17 protein-coding genes are annotated in these 22,242 nt (G+C 42.2%); 8 read left to right on the top strand and 9 right to left on the bottom strand.

Annotated features, from left to right (window positions below):
* Positions 1 to 45 precede the first annotated feature (45 nt).
* On the bottom strand, positions 46 to 1,227 hold the full coding sequence (locus AAG747_RS13405) for a T9SS type A sorting domain-containing protein (RefSeq protein ID WP_346821689.1): 1,182 nt from the start codon (positions 1,225 to 1,227) through the stop codon (positions 46 to 48).
* Positions 1,228 to 1,548: 321 nt separating this feature from the next.
* Between AAG747_RS13405 and AAG747_RS13400 the strand changes: the two genes are divergently transcribed.
* Entirely contained in the window at positions 1,549 to 1,854 is a 306-nt protein-coding gene (locus AAG747_RS13400) for a putative quinol monooxygenase (protein ID WP_346821688.1), read from the top strand.
* Between the two features lie 48 nt (positions 1,855 to 1,902).
* Here the strand turns inward: AAG747_RS13400 and holA are convergent, their stop codons facing one another.
* On the bottom strand, positions 1,903 to 2,922 hold the full coding sequence (gene holA / locus AAG747_RS13395) for a DNA polymerase III subunit delta (protein ID WP_346821687.1): 1,020 nt from the start codon (positions 2,920 to 2,922) through the stop codon (positions 1,903 to 1,905).
* Between the two features lie 210 nt (positions 2,923 to 3,132).
* On the opposite strand from holA, the gene AAG747_RS13390 reads away from it, so the two are divergent.
* Positions 3,133 to 4,581 carry a leucine-rich repeat domain-containing protein gene (locus AAG747_RS13390; protein ID WP_346821686.1) on the top strand — a complete coding sequence of 483 codons (1,449 nt, stop codon included), beginning with the start codon at positions 3,133 to 3,135 and terminating at the stop codon, positions 4,579 to 4,581.
* A gap of 29 nt (positions 4,582 to 4,610) precedes the next feature.
* On the opposite strand, the gene AAG747_RS13385 is transcribed toward AAG747_RS13390, so the two are convergent.
* Positions 4,611 to 9,221: a translocation/assembly module TamB domain-containing protein gene (locus AAG747_RS13385; RefSeq protein ID WP_346821685.1), complete on the bottom strand. Its 4,611-nt coding sequence runs from the start codon at positions 9,219 to 9,221 to the stop codon at positions 4,611 to 4,613.
* A 317-nt stretch (positions 9,222 to 9,538) separates the two neighbouring features.
* Here AAG747_RS13385 and tsaD point away from each other — a divergent pair, with 317 nt between their 5' ends.
* On the top strand, positions 9,539 to 10,552 hold the full coding sequence (tsaD, locus tag AAG747_RS13380; RefSeq protein WP_346821955.1) for a tRNA (adenosine(37)-N6)-threonylcarbamoyltransferase complex transferase subunit TsaD: 1,014 nt from the start codon (positions 9,539 to 9,541) through the stop codon (positions 10,550 to 10,552).
* Between the two features lie 180 nt (positions 10,553 to 10,732).
* On the opposite strand, the gene AAG747_RS13375 is transcribed toward tsaD, so the two are convergent.
* A complete protein-coding gene (locus AAG747_RS13375) occupies positions 10,733 to 11,665 on the bottom strand; it encodes an NAD-dependent epimerase/dehydratase family protein (RefSeq protein WP_346821684.1) in 933 nt (310 codons plus the stop codon).
* Positions 11,666 to 12,017: 352 nt separating this feature from the next.
* A complete protein-coding gene (locus tag AAG747_RS13370; protein WP_346821683.1) occupies positions 12,018 to 12,698 on the bottom strand; it encodes a phosphoadenylyl-sulfate reductase in 681 nt (226 codons plus the stop codon).
* Between the two features lie 222 nt (positions 12,699 to 12,920).
* Between AAG747_RS13370 and AAG747_RS13365 the strand changes: the two genes are divergently transcribed.
* The 3 genes from AAG747_RS13365 to kdsB all read left to right on the top strand — a co-directional run bounded on the left by AAG747_RS13365 (position 12,921) and on the right by kdsB (position 15,566).
* The gene (locus AAG747_RS13365) at positions 12,921 to 14,144 is read left to right on the top strand and encodes a bifunctional 3,4-dihydroxy-2-butanone-4-phosphate synthase/GTP cyclohydrolase II (RefSeq protein ID WP_346821682.1); all 1,224 of its coding nucleotides are present in this window, start codon (positions 12,921 to 12,923) and stop codon (positions 14,142 to 14,144) included.
* Between the two features lie 140 nt (positions 14,145 to 14,284).
* Positions 14,285 to 14,746: a peroxiredoxin gene (locus tag AAG747_RS13360; RefSeq protein WP_346821681.1), complete on the top strand. Its 462-nt coding sequence runs from the start codon at positions 14,285 to 14,287 to the stop codon at positions 14,744 to 14,746.
* A gap of 73 nt (positions 14,747 to 14,819) precedes the next feature.
* The gene (gene kdsB / locus AAG747_RS13355) at positions 14,820 to 15,566 is read left to right on the top strand and encodes a 3-deoxy-manno-octulosonate cytidylyltransferase (protein ID WP_346821680.1); all 747 of its coding nucleotides are present in this window, start codon (positions 14,820 to 14,822) and stop codon (positions 15,564 to 15,566) included.
* Between the two features lie 108 nt (positions 15,567 to 15,674).
* Here kdsB and AAG747_RS13350 read toward each other — a convergent pair whose 3' ends face one another.
* The 4 genes from AAG747_RS13350 to AAG747_RS13335 form a co-directional block, all read right to left on the bottom strand.
* Entirely contained in the window at positions 15,675 to 16,868 is a 1,194-nt protein-coding gene (locus AAG747_RS13350) for an aspartate aminotransferase family protein (RefSeq protein ID WP_346821679.1), read from the bottom strand.
* Between the two features lie 100 nt (positions 16,869 to 16,968).
* The gene (locus AAG747_RS13345; protein WP_346821678.1) at positions 16,969 to 17,730 is read right to left on the bottom strand and encodes an SDR family NAD(P)-dependent oxidoreductase; all 762 of its coding nucleotides are present in this window, start codon (positions 17,728 to 17,730) and stop codon (positions 16,969 to 16,971) included.
* 58 nt (positions 17,731 to 17,788) lie between these two features.
* Positions 17,789 to 18,373, bottom strand: a complete 585-nt coding sequence (purN, locus tag AAG747_RS13340; protein WP_346821677.1) for a phosphoribosylglycinamide formyltransferase — start codon at positions 18,371 to 18,373, stop codon at positions 17,789 to 17,791.
* Positions 18,374 to 18,589: 216 nt separating this feature from the next.
* Positions 18,590 to 19,450, bottom strand: a complete 861-nt coding sequence (locus AAG747_RS13335) for a geranylgeranylglycerol-phosphate geranylgeranyltransferase (RefSeq protein ID WP_346821676.1) — start codon at positions 19,448 to 19,450, stop codon at positions 18,590 to 18,592.
* 590 nt (positions 19,451 to 20,040) lie between these two features.
* Here AAG747_RS13335 and AAG747_RS13330 point away from each other — a divergent pair.
* A complete protein-coding gene (locus tag AAG747_RS13330; protein WP_346821675.1) occupies positions 20,041 to 21,318 on the top strand; it encodes a Pycsar system effector family protein in 1,278 nt (425 codons plus the stop codon).
* Positions 21,319 to 21,395: 77 nt separating this feature from the next.
* Positions 21,396 to 22,241: an alpha/beta hydrolase family protein gene (locus AAG747_RS13325; protein ID WP_346821674.1), complete on the top strand. Its 846-nt coding sequence runs from the start codon at positions 21,396 to 21,398 to the stop codon at positions 22,239 to 22,241.
* Position 22,242 lies beyond the last annotated feature (1 nt).

Below are 22,242 nucleotides of genomic sequence, written 5' to 3'. Positions count from 1 at the left end.
GCGTCTTGCCGGTGAATGCCGGCAAGGCGTTTTTTCTCCATAACTTCAATAAATCAACACCCTTTCTGTAAAAGAAGCGGAAGAATGAATGATTTTCAACAAGTAAATCCCCTTGTCCAGTTTTAGGGAAGGGAGGTCTATTTGGAGGTGTGGAGTATTGTTTGGGGAGTATGTTTTTTGAAAGAGTCTCTTACCCGATGAATTAAAGATAAAGACTTGAACCTCTTCTTGGAGTACTGCTACCTCTAACCGGATATTTAAAGAGTTGCCGGATGAGAGAGGGTTCGGAAAAATTTTGGCTTTTAAGGTGGAGGTTTTGTGGTTCACCGCGATAACAGGGGAGACAGAGGTATTTCCATCAAAATCTCTTTGTCTTAACCGGTAATAGTTAATTCCTGGAAGGGGAGCCTGATCAGTAAATGAATAGTGATGCTCTTCATGGCTGGTACCCGCCCCGGCTTGTTTGTGAAGAGCCATGAAATTTAATCCGTCTGGGGAGCGCTCAAGAACAAAGGCGTTATTATTTGTTTCAGAGGCAGTAGTCCAGAAAATATGGACGGTTCCTTGTTTCCGTTTGGCATCAAAAGTTACCAATTCGATAGGCAACAGGTTGTTTAATTCCGTGCAGGTAGATAACAGGATAAATTCATCGTTGACGGTGGAAATGCTGACACTGGATAGGCCACAGTTAAAAATCCCCTGTCCCGTAACTGTTCCCGCTTCCATGGTAAAAATACCCGGGGCGTTTACGATCCCTCCATCCAGTGATAAGGTGCCGCCAAGAGAATTCATTTCCAAACTTGCTTTCAATTCTGACCCATCGTTGATGGAAATATTTCCTATATTGTTCAATGTAGTGCTGGAAACGGAGGAAGCATTATTCAGAAGAATGCTATTGTTGTTTGCCAAAGTTGGTACGGAGAGTTCACCTCCGTTTAAGATAACCTGGCCATTGTTTGTAAAAGTTGGAGGGAATAAAGAGGAAAAACTTAAAGAGCCTGGAGCATGGATGGCGAGGGTACCGGATGGCGACAAGGTAAAACTGGAAGGGTAGCTAATGGTATGATAGATAATGACCTCGCTGTTTTCATCCGGAATTCCCCCATCACAATTTGTCCAAATAGAAGGACTATTCCAGGAGCCGTTTTGTATACTGATACATTGAGCCCATAACAATAAAGGGAAATAACTTAATAAAGCTACTAGGGTAGTGATACGTATTTTCATGGTTTTGAAATCTTGAGTCGTATGAAATGTCGCGTGAAAGAGTGAGTACTTGACCGGCGGCCAAAGTGAAGTGTATTCGTTTGAGCTATTTAAAAAAGAAGGAGTTTATTAAAATAGAGGGTATTGTTTCGCTTATTTTAGGTATGTATTGTAATTCTAATATTTGAAAATACTAAAAACAGTACATATTAAGCAAGAGAGAAAGGCTTGAGAATGGCAAAATCTATTTATCTTTAACAGATATTAACCAGTACTTATCTGCTTGATTTTCAAATATTCATCAATAAACCGGTTTCTACCGGAAACAAAATAATTGCCTCTATGTTAACCAGGATTGTACGTATGTCCTTTACGGAAGAAAAAGTGCCAGCATTTATGGAGCTTTTCGAGAGTGTAAAGCATAAAATCAGGGCCTTTCCGGGCTGTGAATATTTAGAGTTGTTACAGGACATTGACCAGCCGAATGTATTAATGTCCTACAGTAAATGGTGTAATGATGATGCGCTACAACGTTATCGCCAGTCGGATTTTTTCAGAGGTACCTGGAAAGCTACGAAAGTCTTATTTTCAGATGCTCCGGTGGCATATTCGGTGAATTCATTAGAAAAAATAGACAGCACTCTTTAGCCTCCGGTTGGATTTTTTGGGGGAAAGGGTATACTTTGAATTCCTTCCTTAATGGAGAATACGGTAAATTAACTCTTTTAAAATATGACTCTCGGAGGCCAAAGAATTAACACCTTTGGATTGTAAATCAGCTTGGTGCAAATAGTTGACAATCAGTATGGTTTTGTGCAGGGAGTAGTTTTGGCTGGCAGTAATGTACTCTTGAAGAAAGTATGGATTTACATTAATTGCCTTGGCCAGGGCATGCTTGTCCAAACTGCGGTTGTGGTGCACCAACAGGACTTTTGAAAAATAAGCATACAGTAAGGAGATGATGGGAATGATCGGGTTGTTGCGAGGATTTTTTTCAAAATACTTAATGATGCGATTGGCTTTGAACACATCTTTTTTGGCGATAGCCGTTTGCAATTCGAAGATATTGTATTCTTTGCTAATACCTACGTGTTTGGCCACCATCGAATCATCGATTTCTACTTGCCCTTCGTAGTTCAACAGCATTTTATCGATCTCATTGGCCGTCCGGGCCAGATCATTGCCAATGTATTCGGTAAGCATTTTCACTGCTTTTTCAGTGATTTTATGCTTTTTATCCTTGCAGTACTGTTTGATCCAATCCGGTACTTTATTTTCATAGATTTTTTTAGAATCTACTAAAATGGCATATTTATCTAAAGTTTTGGCTAATTCGGTCCGGCCATCCAGTTTTTTGTGTTTATAGGCAAAAACCAACACGGTAGAAGGGACAGGGCTTTTGCAGTAGTTTCCCAAATTGGCTTGTACCTCTTTGCGGTTGATATCCTGAATTTCCTGAGCCTCTTTCACCAGGATCACTTGCCGTTGTGCCATCATCGGAAACCTGCGGGCACTCTCCAGAATGTTGCGCATGTTTACCTCTTTCCCATACATAACTGTCTGGTTAAACCCCCGTTCCGTATCGGTTAAAGCGTGTTGTTCAATGTACTCGGCAATCGCATCAATATAATAGGGTTCCTCCCCATGTAAGAAATACACGGGTGAGTATTGATTATTTTTGAGTGCTTCTAGTACCTTATCTGGGGTTTGCGGCATATGAAAAAATTTTCTTCTCCTTTATCCTGGCCAAATATATAGTCAAATGCTTGTGCAAATAAAAAAAAATGCTTTCAAGAAATAATACAATTATTGAAAATTTGTTTTTACTTACAAAATTCCTTGTGCATTTTTTTATAAATCAGTGCGAAGGTAACACTGTACTTTTTCTGCTCCTAAAAAATATTTTCGAATGAATCATAAATCTTTATGAAACTTTCTTTACGAACAAGTTTTTTGATCCTGGGATGTACCTTAATCAGTAGCTATTGCCAGGTTTTTGCCTCCAATTCCCTGCCCGATTCACCGCTGACCATACAGTGGTGGAATAAATTGGATAAGACTTGGAAAATCATTTTCTCGAAAGCTATCAACGTACATCCGGATAGCATTACAGAGAACCATTTAGAGAAAATCTTTGAATTGAATGCGTTGAATTGTGCCGGTGCACCTATCACTCATGTAAAGCCCCTCAGTCAACTGGATAATCTGGAAAAGCTGAATTTGCTCAAAACACCTGTGACAGACCTGTCCCCTTTGCTTTCTTTGCAGAGCCTGGAAAAGGTGAATTGTATTTATTCCAAAGTGCCTCAAGAAGAAATGGAAGAATTCAGAGCCATGCGGCCGGATGTACAGTTATACCCGGTATTGTCTAAGGAGTGGTGGAAAAGCCTGGACCCAGAGTGGAAAAATATATTCAAGAAAGCTGCCCGTATAGAAGGCGATGAGCCGGGCCTTTTGGTTTTGAATAGAATTTATGAATTGCGCAAGCTGGTATGCTATGGCCAAGACATTAATTCGTATGCATTGTCAACGTTGGAGCCGATCGCCAAGCTCAAAAATTTGGAAATGCTGTATTTGAATTATTCGCATATTTCAGACCTGGGGCCTCTTCGTGACCTGAAAAAGATCAGGGTATTGTATTGTTCGGATACAAAAATCAAGTCCTTAGAACCGGTCAAACATTTGATTCACCTGGAGGATTTGGATTGTTCACTCACTCAAGTGGAAGACCTTAACCCCCTTCAAGATCTCCGAAAACTTAAGAAGCTTACCATTTACGAAACCAAGGCAAGTGACTTGAGTCCTCTGGCCGAACATGCGGAACTCAGGGAGCTTTATTGTTCGGATACGAAGGTGGAAAGCCTGGAGCCTTTACAGGGACTTACGAAACTTAAAGTGTTGCAATGTTCGAATACCCCTGTAAAGTCTCTGGAAGCGATTGCCGCACTGAAAGAATTACGCACCCTTCGAGTGTATAATACCCAAGTGGCAGATACGAACCCTTTGGTGGGCTTAACCCAGCTCCAACATTTGAGCCTGGCCAATACACAAATAAATAATCTGACACCTTTAGAAGGTATGACAAAGTTGGTCGAGCTGATCCTGTCAAACACCCAAGTGTCGGATTTGAGTAGCTTGCATCAGCACCGTTTGTTACAAAACCTGGATATTTCCAATACACAAGTATCCTCTCTGGAACCGATTAGTAATGCTTTGAATATGAAAAAACTATGGTTGAGTAATACGGAAGTGAATACTTTGAAAGAAATAAGTCGCTTAAGAAGGTTGCAAACCATAGATTTCACAGGGAATGAAATCTCAGAGCTGGAAATAAAAGCTTTTAAAAAATTACGACCCAATTGCTTGGTCAATTAGTCAGAATGAAAAGAGAAAACAGCGAATGGTTATTCATTTTCTGTTTCCTCTTTCTTTTGGGACTTTTCTTTATCCGGAAGTTTCTTTTCTTTTTTTACCTCCAATGCTTTTTTTTCCTGGGCTATCTTTTTCTTCTTGCGTTGTTGTCTCAGTTCCTTTCTCTTCTGGCGTTTTTTGCGGTCACCCAAGAAAATTTCGTCAAAGAAGTTAAAGCTCTTGGTATGTAGAATACTGGTGCCCGCTACGGAGTTATTTTCCAATCCTGTATTAAAGGAATTGGCGTTGAGCTTATGGTACATTTTAATCCGCAAACTTCCATCGGGGTTGAGTAGGTATTCGATGGTCCAGTCTCCTACAATACTGGCGGCATTGGCTTTATTATTGGCATGCGTAAAGGCCCCGTCCCGTGTTACCCTCAGCCGGCCGTTAAATAAGGAGTAGGACAAACGCAATTGAAGCGTGTTGAGAGACTCCGCATCCAATCCGTTGAGATCCACGTCAATTTCCAAGTTTTCATCCACTTGTGACACCCAATAGCTCAACTGATTGGTGAAAAGCTCACTTACACTACTACTGGCAGATTGAGAAATACCACTAAAGGTTTTTTCCGGGGAAAGCTTTTTCAAAACAATCAAACTGAAAACCTGCCGGTTCAGCTCTTGTTCATCGGATTTGATTCTTTGTTTAAATGCCGCCACCTCACTTTCCAGGGAGATAGGGATTCCACTGGCCAGTACGGTGTTCGGATAGTTCCGTACATTGATATTGAAGGAAATATCGGGCGACATGAGTTTGCCTTGTAAGTCCAACAATACATCCACCGGGTATTTTCGCTTCACCTCCGGTGCGGTAAGGATAGTACTGTCCGTATAGTCAAGAATCGGTGCCAGGGAGGTAAATTGCGTATAGTTGGCGGTGACGTCCATCTCCGCAGCATACGGATCGCCTTGCCAGGTAATATGCGAACCGGGCAGTATTCCGAAGTTTTTGTTGATAATATTCAACATGGTGAAGTTATATTCCCCCTTTACGATTTCCACATCACCGTACATGTTAAATTCCCCCTGTGTGTCGATGTTCATGGTGAGTTTTCCATTGGCATTTCCCCGGATAATGTCTCCCGCCTGTTTGTCAAAAATAATTTCGCAATAGGCATCCGGAGTGATTTCCAGGTTGAAGTCCATTTTGATACCACTTAAGTCGACCTTTTCTTTGCTGGCCTGTAGGTGAATGGTTGAATCCGAAGCATGGTTAGGGGCAACGAACGTGATATAGTTTTGATCCTCGATGGTTTCTTCGCTTTCTAGTGGAATGTAGATTTTAGTGCCATAGTTTGTTAAAGCATTCACCGTAATCTCTATGTTTTCCAAAGGCCCGAAAAATTCTACGGAACCTGTACCTACGGCAGCACCATAAAACAATTCGTTGTGCTCCTGTTGGGTATCCAATACCTGGAACTGACGCAGTTGGGCAGAGAGCTGGATGACAAAGTTTTTTAGCCCGTTGTGATAAAGGCCCCCGTTTAAGTAGGCATAATGGTCGTTTTTGTCTACTAAGCGCAGGTTTTTAAACCCAATCTGATCTTCGTAAAAATAGATCCGGTCGTTAAAGCCGTAGGTTGTATTCAAATAATTGACCTTAAAGCTACCGTCATGTACTAGGGCATCTCCTTTTAATGTAGGTTCTTCCAAAGATCCTTTGATGGTAATATACCCGATGGCAATTCCTTTAAACTCCGAGGCTTGCTCTTTGAGGAAGGGCTCCACGATTTCCAGAGAGGCCCCGTCCAGGATTAGGTCCAGGTTGAGCTGTTCATATTCGCTTGCTTGGGGATTGTAGCCTCCCAATAATTTGACAATGTTTTTCCCATCGCGTTCCAGGTTTGCCTCAATATCCAGAGAGGAAGAAGCATTGTTCCAAGACGAATTGGCTTTGAGGTTCCCCAAATAAAAACCATCTACTTCGATGCCTTCCACCACACCATTGCTTTCCAGGCGAGTATTCCGGAAGTAATTGGTGAGCCTCCCTTCCATATTTAATTTCCCCTGTAAATCTCTACCCAGATAATTACTGAGCATATTCAAACTGAAGTTTTGAATATCGATCAAGAGAGATTGCGTACTGTCTGAGGATAAGGTACCATGGGCCGAAACTTTTTGATTGCCACTGCTGAAAGATACATCCTGAAACTGATACAATGAATCACTTATGACAATCCGGTTGAGTCCGTCACTGTCCCAATAGTGGTCTAAGAATAGAAAGTCGGATTCGGAAAACTCCAACTCCATACGGTCTTTGAAAAGGTTGATATCGCCTTGCACATGAAAAAAGTCTTCGGAATCCGAATGTTCGATCATTCCATCCAAAAAATAGGTGCTGTCGCTGCGGATGGCGGTGAATTGGAAATTTTCCGTTTTCACTTGGTCCAGCAGTTGATGAGCGGAGTTTACATATACTTCGCTGTAAAAGAGCACACTGTCTTGAGGTTTATAACCGGATATTTTGACTTGATTGCCCATCATTTCCACAGCTTGGTAAATCATGGTATCGGTCTTGAAGTCCAGTTGGAATTGAAGGGAATCCGCTACTGTCATCGCGCCACTCAGGTGGGAGTACTCAGCCAAATAAATATAATCGTTGAACAAGCGGAGTACTTTATTGGCATTGGGCATATCTACTTCAAAGGTCAGGTTATAAGGTGGAATTTCGGGCTTTTTTGCTTTTTCGGCATAATAAGCCCTTGCCACAGAATCATCCAAAGAATGGGCTATCTGAAATTCTCTGTAGAAATTTTGTGCATCCGGAATTAGTTGTGAAAATTCGAAATCGCCAGATAAGTCCACGCTGATGAGTTCAGAATTCACCTGAATGGATCGCGTATTCGGCTTGGCATCCGTAGTGATGGTCAGGCTGTCCAAAAGCAGTTGCTTTCTGCGGTAAAGGACCTCGTTGTTGTAAAGGCTTATGACTCCGTCAATATCTTCAGGATCCAGGCCTGTAAAGTTGGCATGAATCTGCGAGCGGATGAACAAAGGATCGTTTGACAAATTGATTTGATCGAGATGAACGGTATCTAATTGTGCGATGAAATTAAAAGTACTGTCCTTAAAATTCACCTCTCCGTCCATATACATCTGAAGGTTAGGGTCCTTTACACTTAACTCCCCCACAAAAACATTTTTTTGGAAATGACTGCTGTCCAGGGTGATATTTTGGTAATCATACCCCATCAAACCGAAACGCTGTAACCGGGCATTCAATACAAAATTGGCATTGTCCATACGAAAGCCGGAGCCTTGAATTTTGCCGTTCATATCCACTTTCTGGACCATATCAGACATGTCCAGCAACCGGCCCAGGTCAAAACCCCGGGTGGTTAAGGCTCCCTTGTACAAGGACTTTTCTGTTTTAATATTAATATCCGTGATCAAATGCCCCAAGCTGGTATGGAACCTTCCCTTGGTGGCAAAGTCGGTAAGGAAACCAATGAAATCCGATTGGAATTGGACTTTCCCGAATTTGGAAATAATCTGATATTCGTACTCCGGCAAATATTGCTGCAGGTCGCGGGTATCCAGCTTTCCTTGTGTAAAATCCAAATCGTAGAACGTTTCCAAGACATTGGGGAAACCGTTAAATTCCACATTGCCTACCAAATGACTTCCTTGGCCAAATTGCGCATCCAGGTTTCGGACCCTGAAATTAGAAACGCTTCCCTTGACATCTCCCGTAACAGTATAGACATCCTTGATGGGTTTGAACTTTTGATTGAAATGGGCCAGGTCTTCCATATGAATGACCGAACTATCCAAATGGGCGTGCAGGGTTACTTCCGTATTAAAGTTGTTAAGGTTGGAAGGGTGATCGTACGCAAATACCAGTGAGTCGGTGAGGGTACTTTTTCCTACCCTAGCGAACAAGTCGTCAAAGGTCATGGACTTGCGACAATAACGGTAAAAGACATCCAGCTCTTTGACTTCCAGCCCCGTTTTTACCTCCGTTCCCTGAAGGTTATCCATCCGGAATTCAATGGTGTCATAAGCGACCCGGAAACGGGAGGCTTCTCCGTAAATGCTATCGACCGTAAAGTGATTGTAATCAAAAGCTTCGGTTGGTAAATAGGGAGCCGGTGGCTTGTCATAGTGTAAAACGACATTGGCCAGATTGACTTTGTCGATATGAAAAAGGCTTAATTTCTTCTTTTTTTGAGACTTCTTCTTCTTGAAGGCTTCATTCATAGCATGTACAAACTCCAAGAGGTTGAGTTCGTCTCTTCTGACCAGATTGACCTCGGCATCTCCCAACTCTACCTTATCCAGATAAATATCCCCATTTTGAATCAACTCTTTGAAGTAGTAATCCACACTAAGGCTTTCTGCAGTGATGATGGATTCTTTGTTGGAGTTCTGAATGGTGATACCTTCCAGCCGGATCACATCAAACCAGTCGATAGCGACCGACCGGACATGGACGGGGAAACCACTGACTTCGCTTAATTTCCGGGTGGCTACCTCTGCCAGGTACGTCTGTACTCCCGGAAACTGAACGGCCATTAACAACAGCATGGTGAAAGTCAACAACCCGATAGCCAAACGGCTGAGTAGTTGCCTTGCCCGTGCCAGAAAGGCCTTCTTTCGCACGGTTTGCTGTTTATTTGTTAATTTTGTGCCCAATCTGCCCAGAGTATATTCCTTTAATTTTTAAATGTATGGGATGTAGTTTCAAAGGCAAAATAGCCCTTTAGAGGTACCCTGCTTTGAATCTTGTATCTTTGTATGGATCTCGAATACAAATTTATCTCAATCTTGTTTAGTTTAAAGCATGTTTAAAGATAGTTTGAAAAACTATTTTGGTATTTAATAGATAGGAGTGGGTGAAATGTTTTTAAAAATAGTTGTACAAGTTCTATACCTGCTTGTGTGAAAACACACAGCAAATGACAAAGAATTCAATCTTTATGGATATAAAACTTCTGGCCATCGAGTCCTCTTGTGATGAAACTTCGGCTTCGGTGATTATCAATGGTAAAATTATCAATAACATCATTGCTACCCAGGATGTTCACCGGAAATATGGTGGCGTTGTCCCGGAATTGGCCTCCCGTGCCCACCAAAAGAACATCGTACCGGTGGTAGATGAAGCCCTCCGGCAAGCAGGCATTGCTAAGAGCGAACTGTCGGCTATTGCGTTTACCCAAGGGCCGGGCCTGTTGGGAGCTTTATTGGTCGGAGCTTCTTTTGCCAAAGCCATGGCCATGGCTTTGCAAGTTCCTTTGATTGGAGTGAATCATATGCAAGCGCATATTTTGGCGCATTTTATTGAAGAGCCCAAGCCGGAATTTCCGTTTCTGTGCCTTACCGTCAGTGGAGGGCATACACAGATTGTCTTGGTGAAGAGTCCTTTGGAAATGGAAGTATTGGGAGAAACCCAGGACGATGCGGTAGGGGAAGCATTTGACAAAACTGCCAAAATTATCGGATTGCCGTATCCGGGCGGACCCCTGATAGATCAATATGCGCAAAAAGGTAATCCGCTCCGTTTTGAATTTCCGGAAACCAGTACCCCGGGCTTGAACTTTTCTTTTAGTGGCATCAAAACGGCTATTCTATATTTCCTTCAAAGAGAAGTGAAAAAAGATCCGGATTTTGTTAAAAATAACCTGGAAGATATTTGCGCAAGCGTACAACATACATTGATTAAAATGCTGATGCAAAAGCTGAAAAAAGCGGCTCGTCAACATCACATCAAACATATTGGGATTGCCGGGGGAGTATCGGCCAACTCTGGCTTGCGAAGCACTTTGCTACAAGAGGGGGAAAAACGAGGATGGACTACTTTTATCCCTCAGTTTGAATATTGCACGGACAATGCCGCCATGATTGCCATGGCAGCTCATTATAAGTTTTTGGAAAAAGAATTTGTCGGCTTGGATGCTGTGCCCAACCCCCGGATGAAATTCCATGGTACATAGAGCATGGCAAGCGTAACAAAAGAAGAGGTAGTATACCTTTAATGAAGGATACACTACCTCTTGGCTTTTATGTAGTATTGTGATTTGATTTCTAGAGTCCGGCTGGCCTGTGTGGCTAATTCAGTATGAGAAATGCTCAATTGAATGTTTCTGCCAAGTTTTATAGGCGAGAAAAAGACTTCAATGCCTATTGTATAGCTTGAAAGCAAAGCTGTCTTTAAAAAGCAGTAATTCCCGTTTAAAATCACTTTCTTTTACCAAATCATATGCGTTTAATACGGATTCCGGACTTACGGCAATACTGTTTAATTCCAACTCTTGTTGGATATAGGTAATTTGCAGATCCGGGTAAATCTCTTGTGTGTGTTCGGCAATTTCATTGATACTCAAGTTCCGTTCTACCAGGTTGTAAGTGCCGGAAGGAACGTCCATATGTGGGAGCTTGTCCAGTACGGTAGCTACTTTGTCAATATTGATAAAGGCCCGGCTTTGTACGCCACTTCCCTGTACGGTGATATGGTTGAGAAAGTGGGCTTCAAACATGAATTTGTTGATGACGGCATCAAAGCGCATACTTTTGTTGTAGCCATATACATTTCCCAAGCGCAAAACAATTGCCTTCCGTTGCTCCTCAAGCCGGCTAATCATATGCTCTCCCTGAAATTTTGAAATCCCATAGTAGGTTTTTGGCCGGGGGACGGTCGTCTCGTTGATTTCCGTATCAGAAGGGCCGTATACTGACGTACTACTGGTGTAAATTACCGTTTGTACGTCACTATCTTCGATGGCATAACTCAACTCTGCAGTGCCCCAGTGGTTGACTTGCTCGAAAGAGTGCGGGTTTTCATTGGCGAAGGGTGTGGTAACTTTTGCCGCCAGGTGGTAAACTATATCCACACCTTGTAAGACTTGTCTGAGTTTGCGGGAGTCCAGCACGTCTCCTTTTACAAACCGGATAGGTTTATAGGGGTATTTTTCGGCAAGAAAGAGGTTGTAATTTTTTCTGCTCAGGTTATCAAAAATGATAATTTCACTGATTTCGGGATTGGTGACCAATTCAAAAATCAAACTGGTACCAATGTAGCCGGCCCCACCGGTAATCAAGACGCGCATATTGAGTTTAATATTATGGAAATAAAATCTCTGATTGACAAAGATAAGGAGAAAATACTCAATTGAGCCGTGAAACGCTAATCCGGCAACAGTGAAATTAAAGAGTAATGGAGTGAAGGAGGAGCTAAATCTCCTGCAAAAAACAAGAAAAATAATTCTGAAGTGGTTTAAACTTATAGTTTTTGACCGAAAATGGAATCAACATCGGCTCATCAAGGCACTTTTTGAAAAGAATAGCCAAAGCTATTGTTGAGAACAAGTAACACAGAAGAGACGTTTTTGAAACATTTTTTAGGAAAAAGAAAAAGTTTAATTCACTTCTCTATAAAGAAAGCCTTAACTCCTTTATTTGTCAATCCTTTTTGATCAGGTTGGTATGCAAACCGCATTCGGTTTTTTGTTTTCCGGCCCAACGGCCTTCCCGGTTGTCAAAATCTACCGTTCCGCTTACTCTCCGGGTACAAGGTTGGCATCCTATACTCATATATCCCTTTTGTAACAGAGGGTGATGGGGGAGTTTGTTTTGGGCAATGTATCCATGGACCATTCGAGCATCCCATTCGAGCAAGGGGTGGTAACGAAGTACATCAAATTGAGCTTTTTCAATCTCTTGCATGGAAGCCCGTTGTTGGCTTTGTCCTTTCCGGATGCCATTAATCCAGACATCTTTTTCTTGTAAGACAGGCTCCAACGGTTGTACTTTATTCAAATGGCAACAATAATCAGGATCAGAAGTATAGAGCAAATTGCCGTATTCATCCGTTTGTTGACTTTTGGCGATCAAAGGGTGCAGGTCGATCACATTCAATTGAAACAAATCGGCCAGCTGTGTTTTATAAGCCAGTGTTTCCGGAAAATGATAGCCCGTATTCAGAAAGTACACCGGTATGTTTTTGTCAATTTGGCTGATGATATGTAGTAAGGTTGCACTTTGGGGTTGAAAAGAAGAACTGACAAAAAGTGATTTGCAATCTTGTCGGAAGGCTTCAATTTGCCGGGCGATTCTATCAATTTCCTTAGCAAAGTCAATCATGAAGAGAAATGGGTTTATTTGCGGGCTTAAATTTACAGCCCACCGGACAATTATGCAACTTGAGGCCAACAGATGTAAAATAGAAGGGAAAATGCTAAAGCGCTGTTTAAGGCTGTCGGAAAATATGGTTTTTTCCTCTCGAGTAGTGATCTTTGTAGGTATTATCAATTATTGATTACCTTAGCCAAAAGATTAGCTTTTCTAGCTTATAAGCAGATAGACATGACTGATAAAATTAAACTGGATCCTATAGAAGATGCCATTGAGGCAATCAAAAACGGTGAAATTATCATTGTAGTTGATGACGAAGGCCGTGAAAATGAAGGGGATATGATCTGTGCTGCGGAATGTATCACCCCGGAGATCATCAATTTTATGGCCAAAGAGGGAAGAGGGCTGATTTGCTGTTCTCTGACCGAAGAGCGTTGTCAGGAATTGGACTTGGAATTGATGGTAGGTAAAAATACGGCCACGCATAATACGGCATTTACCGTGACTGTGGACTTACTAGGCCATGGTTGTACTACGGGAATTTCGGCCAGTGACCGGGCGAAAACCACCCTGGCTTTGGTAGACCCGGATACAAAACCGGAAGACTTAGGTCGCCCCGGACATGTGTTTCCGCTCAAAGCCAAAGAAGGGGGGGTACTGCGCAGAACCGGACATACCGAAGCCGCCATTGACTTTGCCCGTTTGGCAGGACTGAAACCTGCGGGAGTATTGGTGGAAGTGATGAACGAAGATGGTACCATGGCGCGCTTGCCTGATTTGAAAAAGGTGGCGGATAAATTCAACCTGAAACTGGTCTCTATCGAAGATCTGATTAAATTCCGATTGCAAAAGGAGTCCTTGATTAAGCGGGAGATTGATGTTCAAATGCCCACACAGTTTGGTGAATTTGAACTGACGGCTTTCCGCCAAACCAACACCGGGGACTTGCATTTGGCCCTTACCAAAGGCACCTGGGAAGAAGGGGAACCTGTATTGGCCCGGGTACACTCTTCCTGTGTGACCGGAGATATCTTTGGCTCTTGCCGTTGTGAGTGTGGCGAACAATTGCAAATGGCCATGGAAATGGTGGAGAAAGAGGGCAAAGGAATCATTGTATACATGAATCAAGAAGGCCGGGGGATCGGTCTGATCAATAAATTGAAGGCCTATAAATTACAAGAACAAGGGCTGGATACGGTGGAAGCCAACTTGAAGTTAGGCTTTGGCATGGATGAGCGCGACTATGGCGTAGGTGCTCAGATTCTCCGGGCCATGGGAGTAACTAAAATGCGATTGATGACCAACAACCCTCAAAAACGTGTGGGTTTGGTAGGGTATGGCTTGGAAATCGTTGACCAGGTAGGCATTGAAGTAGTGCCGAATAAACACAACCAAAAATACTTGGAAACCAAACGGGATAAAATGGGGCACTTGATTCTGAAAAAGGGCCATTAATATACAGCCTGCTTGGAACAGGCTGGCATGCAAATGCTCCTGATAAAACCAAGAGTTGGAGACAGGGAGGCAGTGAGAATCCAGAAAAGCTCCCTGCCTCCTTTCTATTACTTTCTGTCTCTGATAACCGACTCTTACAAATGTCTTTACCTTTACATTCTCAAGCTCCTGATTTTGCACTCCCGGCTTCGGATGGCCGGATGATCTCTTTGGAAAAAGATTTTCAAGGCAAACCTGTTATTCTTTATTTCTACCCCAAAGACTTTACTCCGGGATGTACAAAAGAAGCCTGTAGTTTTCGCGACAACTTCCAACAATTTCATGACCTGGAGGTAGATATTCTCGGAATTAGTAAGGATTCCGTTGAACGACATCAACAATTTAAAGCAACGCATACACTTCCTTTTGAACTGCTGGCAGATGTGGACGGAGCGGTATGTGCTAAGTACAAAGCTTTGATTCCTCTGGTAAAACTTCCCAAACGCATTACCTACTTGCTGGACGCTGCGCATAAGATTGTGGGCATTTACAACAATATGTTTAATGCAGCCGAACATGTATCACAAATGCTCAGTGAAACCAAGGCCCGGTTTTCGAAATAGTCTTGTCACTTCATCATAATAAGTTGTCCTTTCAAAGAAGTACAAAAAGTTAATTGTAATAAAATATAGAGTTATGATTTTAGGCATTATCCCATCCCGGTATGCTTCTTCTCGTTTCCCGGCAAAAGCATTGGCGGATATTGATGGGAAAACCATGATACGCAGGGTATACGAACAAGCCAGTAAGGCGAAAAAGTTAGATGAAATTGTAGTGGCTACGGATCACGAAGCCATCGTAGAAGAGGTAAAAAGCTTTGGCGGTAATGTAGTGATGACCTCTGAAAACCACCAAAGTGGTACCGATCGCTGCTATGAAGCCTATCAAAATTTTGAACAAAAAGGGGCTGAGTATGTGGTGAATATCCAAGGGGACGAACCTTATCTCTATCCTGAGCAAATCGATGAGCTTGTGGACGTATTACAAGCCAAAAATGCGGAGATAGCAACGCTGATCAAAAAGATTGAGTCCAACCAAGAGTTACTGAACTTCAGTGAAGTCAAAGTGATTTACAATAATCAAAATGAGGCCATTTACTTTAGCCGTTGGCCGATTCCTTTTTACAGAGGGGTGGAAGAGTCTCAATGGTATCATCATTTGGACTATTATAAGCACATTGGGATTTATGGGTTTCGCACGGATATTTTGGCGAAAATCTGTGAATTACAACCTTCTAAACTGGAAAAGGCTGAGTCTTTGGAGCAGTTGCGTTGGATTGAGAACGGGTTTAAAGTCTCCTTAGGTTTTACAGAGTATGAGAGCTATTGTGTGGATACTCCGGAAGATTTGAAGATTACCTTGGCTAAAATGAAAGGGAAGTAAAATCCCGAATGATATATAAAGGAGGCAGGAAATGGGTTCTTTCATTAACCTGCCTCCTTTTCTTATACCCGACTGACAAACCGGGTAGTGAAGATGAATAAATGTCTTTTATTTCTTCGGTTTTTTATCAATTGCTTTTAACAGCTTCTCACAAGCTTTTTTGATTTGCTTCTCACTGATAATCAACGGAGGTGCAATGCGCATCGATTTATCATTGTACAAAAACCAATCTGTCAGAACTCCCTTCTTTACAGCCTCATCGATGATGGGTTTTAATACTTCAAAGGATTCAAACTCTACGGCCATCATCAAGCCAAGGCTTCTTATTTCCTTGATTTTCGGATGTTTTAAGTATTTTTTGAATAATTCTCCTTTGGCCTTAGCCTGTTTGTAGAGTTTTTCTTTGCGAACGATTTTTAAACAAGCCAATGAGGCTGCGCTGCTCACCGGATGCCCTCCAAAGGTGGTAATATGTCCTAAGAACGGATTTTCCTGGAATACCCTCATAATTTCATGAGAAGAGATAAATGCCCCGATCGGCATTCCGCCTCCCATGCCTTTGGCTGTCAGAAGAATATCAGGCACTACATCAAATTGCTCAAACCCCCAGAAGGTACCCGTGCGTCCAAAGCCGGTTTGTACTTCATCCAAAATCAACAGAGCGCCTACTTCTTCACAGCGTTGTTTTAAGGCTGGTAAATATCCCGGTTCCGGCACTACTACGCCTGCTTCGCCTTGCACGGTTTCGACAATGACCGCTGCCGTACGGGAAGTGATAAATTCCAGATCTTCAAACCGGTTGTAATGAATATGCCGCACATCCGGAAGCAAAGGCCGGTAATTGCGTTTAAAGTATTCCGAACCGTTAATTGACAAAGGCCCGTGAGTAGAACCGTGATAAGAATGGTAGGCTGAGATAATTTCCGAACGTCCGGTATATCGTTTGGCTAATTTGAGGGCGCCTTCCGTGGCTTCGGCACCGGAGTTGACCAGGTATATATTTTTGAGCGGTTCGGGGAGGGTTTTGGCAATTTCATTGGCCAATTGCACTTGCGGGCTGAGTACAAATTCTCCGTACACCATCAAGTGCATATACTGTTCCGCTTGTTTTTGTACTGCTTTTACTACTTTGGGGTGGCAATGCCCTACATTACTGACGCCAATGCCCGAGATCAAATCGATGACTTTCTTCCCGTCTTTCCGAATCATATAAACCCCTTCTGCCCGCTCTACCTCCACGGCCAATGGACTATCGCTGGTTTGTGCTAGATTTTGTAAAAAAAGCTGTCGTAGATTGGTCATTACTAATGTTTTGTGATTGAAAGGAAATGCCATGAGTTTTTGAATTGGAAAGGGTATCATAAATGCCCTTCCCGAAGTTCATAGCACATTCCCGATATGATTATATTTGTGAATCTCTATGAACAATGGTGGCTCCGGCTTGTGCGGTAGGAAAAACACTCATATCCCAGATATTGACATGGGGCGGACGTGTGACGGCAAAAAGAATGATGTCCGCAATATCTTCAGCTACCAAAGGCTGCATATTTTGATAAACTTGATTGGCTTTTTCCTGATCGCCCTTAAAACGTACCGATGAAAATTCGGTATCCACCAATCCGGGGTTTACCGCACCTACCCGGATGCCATGGCCGTTTAAGTCGATCAGCATGGATTTGTTCAACGCATCCACAGCAAATTTCGAAGCGCAATACACATTGCCATTGGGATAAACTTCCTTACCGGCTATGGAACCTATATTGATAATATGTCCGGACTGCCGTTCGATCATTCCCGGAACCACCGCTTTAGAAACATACAATAGCCCTTTTACATTGATGTCAATCATGGCTTCCCAATCATCGATATCTCCATCCTGAAACTTTGACAAGCCGTGTGCATTTCCTGCATTGTTGACCAAAATATCTATGGCCCGAACATTTTCCGGTAGGTTTTCTATTGCCTCTGAGGTTGCCTTGCGGTCGCGAATATCAAAACACAATGTATGTATCGCAACTTTATTTCCCAGTTCACTTTGCAATGCCTCCAATCGTTCTTTTCTGCGTCCGCAAAGAATAAGGTTGATATTATTTTTGGCAAATAAACGGGCGGTGGCTTTACCGATACCGGAAGTTGCACCAGTGATTAATGCTAGTTTATTCATATGTTTTTTGTAGTTATAATGATGGTTGAAGACTCTCTTGGTAGAGAAATACAAAGTATTACCGGCCCTGTTTTTCCGATAGTTGTTTTGCCAGCTCTTCCACCACTTTTGGAAAATATTGATGTTCTAATTGCTGTACTTTCCTGGCGACATCGTCTGGTGTATCTCCGGTTTCTACCGGGCAACTTTTTTGCAAAATGGCCTCTCCCTCATCGTACCGTTCATTGACATAATGGATGGTAATACCCGATTCCTGTTCTCCCGCAGCGACCACCGCTTCGTGTACAAAGTGTCCGTACATTCCCTTTCCTCCGAATTTAGGTAACAGTGCCGGGTGGATATTGATAATCCTACGCGTATACTTTTGTGTAAGGGCTTCCGGCACCAATTGTAAAAAGCCCGCCAACACAATCAGCTGAGCGTTTTTCTCCTCCAAAAATTCCAATACATCCTTTGCCTCTTTAAATGCCTTCCGGCTTACGATCTTAAAAGGGACTTCCAACTGCTTGGCCCGTTCGATGACATAAGCTTGTGCATTATTGGTTAAAATGGAAAACTCCGCTTGCAGACCTTTCTCACGGAAGTACTCAATGATCCGTTGGGCATTAGAACCTGACCCTGAAGCAAATATGGATATATGCATGATGGTATTCTGTGATTTTAATTTAAAGTTATAAAAAAAAGCACTCCGAACCTTTCGGAGAAGGAGCGCTTATGTAAATTGCCGTCTATTTCGAATTGGTTTGCTTTTGAAAAACTGACTTGGCAAAAGATCGGGTTTCATGAATATATGACAATTTTTTGCCGGTATATTCCGAAGGAAACAGGAGGTGGCTATGTTTTTACCTGCTGCTATTATTTACAATAAAGTAATAATCCCGATCCCACTGATCATTACCAGGTTGCAAAAATAGCGTAGCCGTTGGTATTCTTTGCGGGTATCGGCCCAATAAAGTTTAAAAATAAAATAAGCCGTGGGCAAAAGCATACACAAAAAGTAGATGTCAAGAGTAGGGTTGCCAATGAGTAGTAGCAAAGGGACTGTAGTGATGATAAAAGCCAACAGAATTGTATACAGTACGGTTTTGGTTTTGCGTATCCCCCAAACCACCGGAAGCGTTTTCAGACCGAAGTGCATATCGCCCCGGAGTGTTTCCATGTCTTTGATAATTTCTCTGATCAAAGAGATATAAAAAGCAAAAAAACCGAAAATATAAACCAAGTAGTTAGTGCTTTTGAAATAAATCCCTACCACAAATACGACCAGTGCTGTCAGGCTGGCTACGGTAAAGTTGCCGACAAAAGGCATGCGTTTGAGTTGGTTGGAATAAAGCCATAGCCAAAAAATTGCAAACAGGTTGATCGCAGCCAATTTCCAATTGAGCAACAGGGAAATAAAAAAGCCACTCAAGGTAAATAACAGGTGTGCTGCCAACGCTTTTCGTCTGCGTAAACGTTGCCCGATAACTACTTTTTGAGGATCGTTTACAGTGTCAATTTTAATATCATAATAGTCATTGATGATATACCCTCCTGCTACCACACAAGAAACGGAAACCAGATAAGTGAAAAAACGGAGGTCAGTCAAGTGGGAAAGCCATTGTGCGGAAGGGCCTACTAAAAAAATCCGGACCAGGTATTGTGTAAAAAATATAATCAGCAAGTTAGGCCAGCGAACCAGGCGCTGTAACCCAACGATATCTCGAGTCGTTTGATGCATCTGAAAAAATGATGTTTCTGCGGAAACCATAAAAATGGGTTATTTGGTGAAATAGTGTGTGGAAAGCTCCCCGTTACGAATGCTTTCCGGTATCCTTGCTTTTCAAAGGACGACTTTTATGCCAAATGGAAAGGTTTACTTGAATGATATAAATCCTTTCCGTGTTTTTTAGTAGGGGATAAAACCTATTAATTTTCTTTTCAAAAAATGCCTGAAACAAAATTTTAACCGTGATAGTCATCCAATTGTGCCAAAAGGCAAAAACGCAATTGACGGTATCGGCTTTATGGATGTAAAACTACATATTTCCTATTGGGATTAAAATCAATTTTTCGGGCATTTTAGAGAAATTTATTCCCGGGAGTTTTTATGATAGCCGCCCAAGGTATTGCCCTGTGGAAAAGGAAAAATAGACGAGGAATATTTTTCTTGACAATAGACCGGAAGTACTCTCGGATTTGTAATTTTTCACTGTAAACTTTTCTTTTACAAAAAGAAAGTGAGAAATTCGATCTTTGGCCCAGGCTGTCGGATGAGTTGTAAAACTTGTTTTGCATGCGCTGTATTTGATCATAAACAACCCTGAAAGGATGTCTGCGACTTTCGTAATGGATAATTATTCAAGTCCTGTATTGGAAAAAGCGGAGGAGTATATCACTTCTCTATTCAATAATGAACTGCCCAAAGTATATAGTTATCATAATTTGGAGCATACACAAGAAGTAGTAAAAGCTGCTTTGGAAATAGGCGCACACAGCCACTTGGATCCCGGACAATTAGAGGTTTTACTACTTGCCGCTTGGTTTCACGATACCGGTTATCGCTTCCAGGCCGAAGAACATGAAGGCAAAAGTGCGGAAATTGCACAACAGTTTTTGGAAAACCAAGGCTATGCTGCGGAAAAGATCGAGCAAGTCAAAGAAGCGATACTGGCTACTCGGATGCCTCAAAAGCCGAAAAGCCAAGTGGAAAAAATACTATGTGATTCGGATTTGTACCATTTGTCTTCCGGGGAGTTTTTTGACAGATCCAGTTTACTCCGGAAAGAATGGGCCGATGCCTGTGATCGCTCTTATAATGAAGAAGATTGGTATGCTTACAATCTGGATTTTCTGTTGAAACACCAGTATTTTACGGAGTATGCCCAATCCACCATGACTCCTAAAAAGGAAGATAACATTAAAAAACTTCGCAAAAAGCAAAAGAAACTCAGTAAAAAGAAGGACTTATTGCTCATGCAAGAGTTGGGCATCAGTGAGGAAGAACTGAAGCAGCTGAAGAAAAAACTGGAAAAAGTGAAAGGCCGGCCGGAAAGAGGTATTGAAACCATGTTCCGGACTACTTCCCGAAACCATTTGGAGTTGAGTGCTATGGCCGACAGTAAAGCCAATATCATGATTTCTGTCAACTCGATCATCATCACGATTATTTTTAGTGTGCTGATGCGCAAGTTGGACAATAACCCACACTTAATAGTTCCTACTTTTCTTTTGTTGTTTGTCTGTCTGGGCTCAGTAGTGTTTGCTATTTTGGCTACCAGGCCCAATGTTACTCAAGGAACATCTACCAAAGAAGATATTAAAAAGAAACAAGCGAATTTGCTGTTCTTTGGGAATTTTCATAATATGAAATTGAAAGATTTTGAGTGGGGGATGAACCAAATGCTCAACGACAGTAACTTTTTGTACGGCAGCATGATCAAGGATATTTATTATTTGGGAGCCGTGTTGGGTCGGAAATATAGGTTTTTGCGTATCTCTTATACCATTTTCATGTTTGGGTTGATTTTGGCCTCTTTGGCATTTGTCATTGCAAATTTACCTCAATTTATGAAAGAGCCCGCATTTGACCCGGACCCTATTTTTTAAAAAAGGCTTCTTCACAAACCTTATACTTAACTTGTTCCATAGTACTTTTAATGAATCCGCAAAAAGATAACATGGGTATGCAACAATTACACTCTACCGAATTTATATTGACTTCATTGCATCATCAACGACCTATGTTGGTAGATGCATGTTGGCAAGTAGACGCGCCTGCTCCGGTGGTTATTTTTGTACATGGGTTCAAAGGGTTTAAAGATTGGGGGGCTTGGCAATTGGTAGCAGAGCAGTGTGCCGCTCAGGAAGTCAACTTTGTGAAAGTTAACCTTTCTCATAACGGAACGACTCCCGAACAACCGTTGGATTTTGCCGATTTGGAAGCCTTTGGAAATAATAATTTTTGTATAGAACTGGATGACATCCAAGTGCTAATTGATTATCTGTTCGACCACGCGGAACAGTTTCCTACCTTTGATTTGGATAAAATTTATTTGATTGGCCACAGCCGTGGAGGAGGGCTAGTATTGTTAAAAGCCCGTGAGGATTCCCGTATCCGGAAAGTGGCGACCTGGGCATCGATCAGCACGGTAGAGCATATTATTAAAACGGACGAGCTGGCCGGGTGGAAGGAAAAGGGTGTATATTACATTTATAACGGCCGTACAAAACAAAATATGCCGCTGTATTACCAGTTAGCTGAAAATTTCCTGGCTAACCGGGAGCGCCTGTCAATTGAAAATGCCGTACGAGCATTAGAGATTCCTTATTTGATTGTACATGGAACGGCAGACGAATCGGTGCGCATTGATTCGGCAAGACAACTCAAAGATTGGGCTTCCGGTGCTCGGCTATTGGAAGTAACCGGAGCCGGCCACACCTTTGGGGCATACCATCCTTATGATCAGCCACAATTGCCGGCTCATTTACAAGTGGTGGTGGACAAAACTCTCTCGTTTTTTAAAACTTGAT

The organism is Rapidithrix thailandica (assembly GCF_039710355.1).
Classification (GTDB): domain Bacteria; phylum Bacteroidota; class Bacteroidia; order Cytophagales; family Flammeovirgaceae; genus Rapidithrix; species Rapidithrix thailandica.
This window is presented reverse-complemented; position numbering and strand designations above follow the sequence as displayed.